We start from the raw sequence: 7587 nt of genomic DNA on the forward strand, positions 1-7587 counted from the left end.
CAGTAAGAGGGTTATCTCCAGTACACATTATAGTTTTGATTCCTATTTTTCTAAGTCTTTCAAATCTTTGTCTTAGTCCTGGTTTTACGGTGTCTTTTAAATAGATTATTCCATAGATTACATTGTCTACACAAACTACTAGTGGTGTTCCTCCTAGTTTAGATATACCTTCAACTTTTGCTTGCAAATCACCTGGTACACTTCCACCTTTTTCTGTGACAAATTTTATGATGGATTCTCCAGATCCCTTGCGTATCATGACGCCATTTTTTAAATCAATACCACTCATCTTGCTTGAAGCAGTAAATTCTATAAAAGACGCATCTTCGTAATCTGCTGGATTAACTTTAGAACCCAATTTTTTTGCAAGTTCGACTGTAGATTTACCTTCAGGGGTGTCATCTTTTAGTGATGATATCATGGCATATTCTATTAAATCTGATTTGTCGATTCCATCGACATTTATAAAATCACTAGCTAACCTATTTCCAAAGGTTATTGTTCCTGTTTTGTCTAGAATCATTGTATCAACATCACCACAAGCTTCTACAGCCTTGCCTGACATTGCTATGACATTGAATCTAGTAACCCTATCCATACCAGCTATACCGATTGCGCTAAGTAATGCACCAATTGTAGTAGGGATTAGGCAAACCATTAAAGCTATCAATGTAGAAACTGAAATTTTTACATTAGAATAGTTAGCTATTGGATATAGGGTTATGATAACTATCAAAAATATAATAGTTAAGGAAACCAACAAGGTATTTAGAGCAATCTCATTTGGTGTTTTTTGTCTAGAGGCTCCTTCTACAAGAGATATCATCTTATCCAAAAATGATTCACCAGGATCTGAGCTTATACGAACTTTAATCCAGTCTGATACAACAAGTGTACCTCCCGTCACTGAAGAAAAATCTCCTCCACTTTCTTTAGTTACTGGTGCGGATTCACCAGTTATTGCAGATTCATCAATACTTGCTATACCTTCAATTATTTCACCGTCATTAGGGATTATTTCGCCTACTTTTACTAAAACTACGTCTCCTTTTTTTAGGTCATTACTAGAGATTTCAATTTCTTTTCCATCATCTAAAATTTTTCTAGCCTTAGTATCCTTTTTTGTTTTTTTCAATGTCTCTGCTTGTGCCTTTCCCCTACCTTCAGCTACGGATTCGGCGAAATTTGCAAATAGTAAAGTTATAAACAAAATAATGGAAACAAGCATATTGTATTTACTTGCATTGTTGCTTCCATCATATATCAAATTTGGGAAAAAAGCAAGTAATAGACAAATTATAAATCCAATTTCTACTACAAACATTACAGGGTTTTTTATCATATACTTAGGATTTAATTTTAAGAATGCCCCTTTAATAGAAGTCTTCATTATATCTTTACTTACAAATTTTGTTTTATTATTAACCATATTTCCTCCTATAGTACCAACCATTCTGCTATTGGTCCTAAAGCTAGTACTGGCAAAAATGTTAGTGCTGCAAATATATAAACAATTATTACTAAAATAATTGAAAAAGTTAAGTTATTAGTTTTTAATGTTCCAGCAGTTTCATTGATATCTATTTTTTTAGAAAGATTTCCTGCTATTGCTAGCTGGATAATAATAGCTAAATATCTTCCAAAAAACATTACTAATCCACAAGTTATATTCCAAAAGATTGTATTGTCAGCCAAACCTTCAAAACCAGAGCCATTATTCGCTGCTGATGAAGAATATTCGTATAGTATTTGACTTAGTCCGTGGAATCCTGGATTAGTAATACCCTCAAGTCCAGGATTTATACTAACTGCTAGTGCAGAAAAACCTAGAATCAAAAGTGGGTGAATGATAATTGATAAAGCTGCAAGTTTCATCTCATTACCTTCAATTTTTTTACCTAGATATTCCGGTGTCTTACCAATCATAAGACCGCATATAAATACTGCTAAGATAGCATAGATTAACATATTCATAAGTCCTACACCTGCTCCACCAAATACAACGTTTAACATCATGTGAAGCAAAGGAACTAGGCCACCCAAAGGTGTAAGTGTATCATGCATATTGTTAACAGTACCAGTAGTAAATGACGTTGTAACTGTTGTAAATAATGAAGATTGGGCAATGCCAAAACGCATCTCTTTTCCTTCCATATTTCCCATATTGTGAGATATTCCAGAAAGACTTGCCCCATTTACACCATTAAGCTCATTATGATAGCAAACACCTAAGCCTATTACAAATAATATGGACATGGCAATAAATATTGATTGGCCTTCTTTGCCCAGCCAAACTTTCTTAGCCATAGCTTTATCTGTGTGCTCTGGTATTTGTTCATTTCCACTTGCTGATTTTTTAATAAACTTATCATGTGCCATCTTTCCAAAAATGAAAATACATGATCCTGGCAATAACATCATAGAAATTAATTCTATAATATTTGAAATAATATTAGGGTTTTCAAAAGGAGTTGATGAATTGGCTCCGAAAAATCCTCCACCATTAGTACCCAAATGTTTAATTGCTTCCAAAGCAGCTACAGGACCAGCACCAAGTTCTTGGTTTTTGCCCTCAATAGTTTTAATTAAAATATTAGAATTAAAGTTTTGGATAACTCCTTGAGACACCAATAATAATCCAACAATAATAGATGCTGGTAATAAAAATCTTGTTATGATTTTTATAAAATCTACAAAGAAGTTTCCCATCTTCTCTCCAAGTATTCCTCTTATCATTGCTACGCAAGCTGCATATCCACTAGCTGCTGAAGTGAACATCATCATAATAATCACAAACATTTGAGAAAAATATGACAAGCCTGATTCACCAGCATAGTGTTGCAAGTTAGTATTAGTCATAAAAGAAATAATTGTATTAAAAGTTAAAGTTTCCTCCATAGAGCCTATTTTATTTGGATTAAATATCCCTATAGATTGAATTCTAAGAACTAGATATGAAAGTAGAACCAAACACGCATTTAAAAGAATCAATGACAATGCATATTCTTTCCAGTCCATATCACTTTTTTCAATCTTTAAAATTTTAAAAATTCCTGAATCCACTTTATCAAATAAAGGATCAGCGAATGTTTTTTTATTGTTAGTCATTTTATATAAGTAATTTCCACATGGAAATATAATGACTAAGAATATTAGTAATGTTAATAATATTTGTAACATAATCTCTCCTACTTACACAATTTTCTTACGAAAATATATATTTTTTATTTGTGCCATATATTGCTAAATTTTCCAAATTTTTACTAGCAGGTTCATAGCAAGGGTCTAATGCCCAAGCAGCCCTGAAGTGGTTCATAGCCAATTCATGGTCTCCTCTTATTTCCATCAAAATACCTAACAAATTGTGAGGAACTGGACTATGTGGATATTCTTTCATTTTATCTTTTACCAATTCTAAACATTCGTCAAGGTTTCCCAAATCAATTTTTAATTTTATTAAGGAACAAAAATCATTCAAGCAATTATTAAAATCACATTTAGTTAAATTCATAATTTCCTCCATACTTATCTCCCAAAACTATATTTAAAATTTCTCAGGGTTAATCAGTGCATAAAACAAATAGCATAAAACCCCTAAAATAACAATTAATAATAGTAACATATAAACCTCCACAATAATTAATTACTTGTAATTTTTTTATCTATCCAATGGACAAATAATTTTAATATTAAAAATGAAATGATAATTATAGCTATCATAATAAGGTCTAACATTAATCACTCCTCCTATTCTCTAACTATATGTATAATATAACAACTTTTTCCTTAAAATAGTTTTAAAATATGCACCATAGACATTAAAATTGTATTAAAATTCACTGATTTTGCCTTTTTTTTAAATATATATAGTAAAATAAAATCAGAAATAAATAAATAAAGAAGGATAATTTTATGGAAAAAAAGGTGAATTGACAATCTTCTTCGGATACTGTGCAGGTGTCGGCAAGACATACAATATGCTAGAAGTTGCCCACGAAAAGTACCTAGAAGGCATAGATGTGGTTGTTGGTTATGTAGAACTTCATGATAGAAAAGATACTCTAGCATTAATGAATGGTCTAGATATAATAGACTATAAAAAAATAAACTATAAAGATCATATTTTTAATGAACTGGATATAGATAAGGCCCTAGATAGAAAACCTGACATCATATTAGTAGATGAACTTGCCCATACAAATGCACCAGGAAGCAGACACAAAAAAAGATACCAAGATGTAGAAGAATTGCTAAGAGCCGGAATAGATGTATATACAACTTTGAACGTTCAGCATCTAGAAAGTCTTCATGATATAGTTGAGTCAATTTCAAGAATAAAAGTAAATGAACGTGTACCTGATTATGTATTTGATAATGCTGATCATATAAAAATAATTGATATCGAAGTAGAACAGCTAATCGAAAGATTGAAAGAAGGAAAAATATATAAGAATGCGCAGTCAAAGAAAGCTTTGGAAAATTTTTTTACAATTGATAATCTGGTATCACTTAGGGAGATAGCCTTAAGAAGATGTGCTGACAAAATAAATTTGTATTCTGACGATAAAAATAAACCATTTTTAAAAGAACATATACTAGTGTGTCTTGGCCCATCACCTACTAACCAAAAAGCAATCAGAACTGCTTATAGGATGGCTAACTCTTTCCATGCAGAGTTTAGTGCCCTATATGTAGAAACATCTGAAAGCAAAAATTTTTCTAATACAGAAAAAAATAACTTACAAAAAAATATAGACTTAGCTAAACATCTAAAAGCTAATATCGTTTCTTCTTATGGTGATGATATATCATTTCAAATTAGCCAATATGCAAAACTTAGTGGAGTATCAAAGCTTGTCTTGGGAAGATCCTCACAGAAAATATCATTTTTGAATAAAACAACTATAATTGATGAGATTACTAAGTATGCTCCAAATCTTGATATATTCATAATCCCTGATGCTAACAGTGAGTATAAGAAAAAAAATATAAGGCTAGATGAATTTGTGCATTTTGATAGAGAAGATCTGATAGTAACTTTGCTCATACTGTTAGCTACAACTATACTATCTTATGCCTTATTTATTTTAGATTTTAATACAACTAACATAGTTTTGCTTTATACATTATCATCCTGCATAGTTGGATACACAACAAAACACCCTATATACAATATGCTTGCTCTCTTGCTAAATATATTTATTATAGATTTTATATTTATACAACCATATTATTCTTTGAGGATTTACTCAAAAGAATATCTAATGATATTTATAATAATGAGCATAGTTTCTTTTTTCATAAGTCTAATGCAAAATAGACTAAAAAAAGAAAATATACTAACAACTCAGCAGTCACACAGCTTAGAAGTTCTGCTTAAAACAAGCCAGAGATTGCAGCTAAGCAAAAACTATGATGAAGTAATGTATGAAACCTGCTATCAACTATATAAGCTCCTAAACAAGGTAATAATATTTTATCCTGTTTTCAAAAGCTCGCTTTTGTCGCCAATAATTTATAACCCAAAAAACGTCGCAAATATGAAAGAAATATATTTGCAAGACTCCGAGAAAACTGTAGCAAAATGGGTATTTTTAAATAATGATAGTGCTGGTGCAGGCACAAATACTCTAACTAATGCTAATGGCTTATATTTTGCCATTAGAAAAAATAGTGCAGTCTATGGCGTTGTCGGCATAGATATGTCAGATAAAAGTATCGGTAGTCAATTGTCAGTAAATGATAAATCTCTGCTTATAGCCATGCTAAACGAGATCGCTCTGGCAATTGATTCATTGGAAAATAAGTCTTGATATATAAACCTTAATAAAATTTAATATTATAACTTCATAATTTTTCTATTGAATACTTTGCTATATTATGGGGGTATTTTTATGTCCGAACTAATGAACAAATAATAAAGTATTAAGATCATTTCATAATCAATATATAAATGGGCAAATCAAAACTACCAGCTGAGCTGGTAGTTTTGATTATAATATAAATAGAGGTATGCAATGGTTATTTTAAAGAAGATTTCATTTTCAAATGAGGAAGTTGTTTATGAGTATTACCCGGAAGGGAAAACTGAATTTCTGGGTGTAATCGTCGCAGATTTAAAAGAAAGAAAAGTTTTCCTTAAAGAAAGCTCGGAAAAGGATTTCTATATAGAAATAATTGGATCAAAACTTAATGATACGAGGTATAGTATTAATAAGATGCGAGTTGAAAATGGCGAAGAGCCGTATACTGAAGAATTGTACATTTGTAATCCTGATAAAGATTATGGTGGTTATGTATATGCAGAAAAAGCTCTATCTAAACTTTAAGAATTTCTTGAAACTAATAATTACAAAGATTAACGTGTAGTTGCTTGGTATTAGCAAAAATTATGTTACTAAATTTTTATAGATTTTTAAAATTTTAATTCAAAAGAATATAAAGAAAAATCTATAGATATGAGTGGAGATTCAGCCATTCAAATATTTTATCACAAGTATATTTGTGATAAAATACTAGACAAGAATACTTTATCTTAATAAAGAGAAAGAAATTGAGGAAATTATGATTTAAAAAATTATTGACGACAATGAAAATATATTGTGGCGAGGAAGACCCAATGTCTTTCTTTATATTGTAGGCAACCACAAGCATTTATTTGATTGCATTAATCTGGGGGATCTTTGACTTCTTTTTTATTTCTACTTTTCTTAGAGAATTTAATTTTATACAAGGATTTTTTATAATTTTTTTATAATTCATCTTTTTCCTGTCTGGTTTGCAATTTTAATGCCGATTTACAGAGTTTTAAATTATGGGACTATAGAATATGCAATTACAGATAAGAGAGTTTACATCAGTCAGGGCATTTTTGGAAGAGATGTAAATAATTATGAGCACAGAGAGCTTACAAACTTGAAAGTAGATGTAAACTTTATGGAAAACATCAAAGGACTTGGCACAATTATCTTAGTTTATAATGGCGAAGGGGGGAATTCATCTTACAGCTTTAAGGCTGACGCAAATAAATTTATTTCCATTGAAGATCCCTACGATGTCTACAAACTTCTTAAAAAAGTATCTCTCGATGTTGCAACAGATCAAGCCTATCCTAACGCCTATAGACCAAAAGAGAATGAAGGCTGCAACACAAAATATAAAGTATATACCTGTTCTTTTTCCAAAGCCGGCTACCTTATCTAAAACGTCAAAACCATCTGCATTGTTCATAGCTGCTCCACTAATAATCCAATCAAGTGCAAAAATTAAAGTGAAGACGAATAATAAAAGTGCGCTGAAAAATAGCACTTTATCGTACATTAATAATGACTTTCTAGGTCTTCTTCCTTCCATAATAAGTCCTCCTTAAAATATTTTTCTACATCTTAATGTATAAAATATTTAGATAAATATTGCAATTGTATTTAGATTTTTTATGATAATGAACGAAATTACTATGAAAATATAAAAAATGCAGTTACAAGATGTAACTGCACTAAAATTAAATTTGATCTAGTTGGTTCTCAATATACTGATTCCTATACAAATTATAGTAAAGTCCCTTTTTAGCAATCAATTCCCTATGCG

General features: G+C 30.6%; 7 protein-coding genes. 3 read left to right on the forward strand and 4 right to left on the reverse strand.

Going from position 1 to position 7587, the window contains the following annotated elements:
* From kdpB to kdpF, 4 genes are all read right to left on the reverse strand, one after another.
* Positions 1–1429 (reverse strand): potassium-transporting ATPase subunit KdpB (gene kdpB / locus Q0U66_RS04740; RefSeq protein ID WP_297378021.1); only part of this gene is annotated, 1429 nt, incomplete at its 3' end.
* Positions 1430–1437: 8 nt separating this feature from the next.
* Positions 1438–3180: a potassium-transporting ATPase subunit KdpA gene (locus Q0U66_RS04745; RefSeq protein ID WP_297378025.1), complete on the reverse strand. Its 1743-nt coding sequence runs from the start codon at positions 3178–3180 to the stop codon at positions 1438–1440.
* 25 nt (positions 3181–3205) lie between these two features.
* Positions 3206–3511: a hypothetical protein gene (locus tag Q0U66_RS04750; RefSeq protein ID WP_297378028.1), complete on the reverse strand. Its 306-nt coding sequence runs from the start codon at positions 3509–3511 to the stop codon at positions 3206–3208.
* 33 nt (positions 3512–3544) lie between these two features.
* Positions 3545–3622 (reverse strand): K(+)-transporting ATPase subunit F, encoded by a 78-nt coding sequence (kdpF, locus tag Q0U66_RS05830; protein WP_099321785.1) that lies wholly within the window; start codon positions 3620–3622, stop codon positions 3545–3547.
* Positions 3623–3929: 307 nt separating this feature from the next.
* Here kdpF and Q0U66_RS04755 point away from each other — a divergent pair, with 307 nt between their 5' ends.
* The 3 genes from Q0U66_RS04755 (at position 3930) to Q0U66_RS04765 (ending at position 7203) form a co-directional block, all read left to right on the forward strand.
* Entirely contained in the window at positions 3930–5813 is a 1884-nt protein-coding gene (locus Q0U66_RS04755; protein ID WP_297378031.1) for a DUF4118 domain-containing protein, read from the forward strand.
* Positions 5814–6017: 204 nt separating this feature from the next.
* Complete coding sequence (locus Q0U66_RS04760; protein WP_297378034.1) at positions 6018–6329, forward strand: hypothetical protein; 312 nt, start codon at positions 6018–6020, stop codon at positions 6327–6329.
* A 460-nt stretch (positions 6330–6789) separates the two neighbouring features.
* Positions 6790–7203, forward strand: a complete 414-nt coding sequence (locus tag Q0U66_RS04765; protein ID WP_297378037.1) for a PH domain-containing protein — start codon at positions 6790–6792, stop codon at positions 7201–7203.
* Positions 7204–7587 lie beyond the last annotated feature (384 nt).

It is taken from the genome of uncultured Helcococcus sp. (assembly GCF_946998255.1).
Taxonomy (GTDB): domain Bacteria; phylum Bacillota; class Clostridia; order Tissierellales; family Peptoniphilaceae; genus Helcococcus.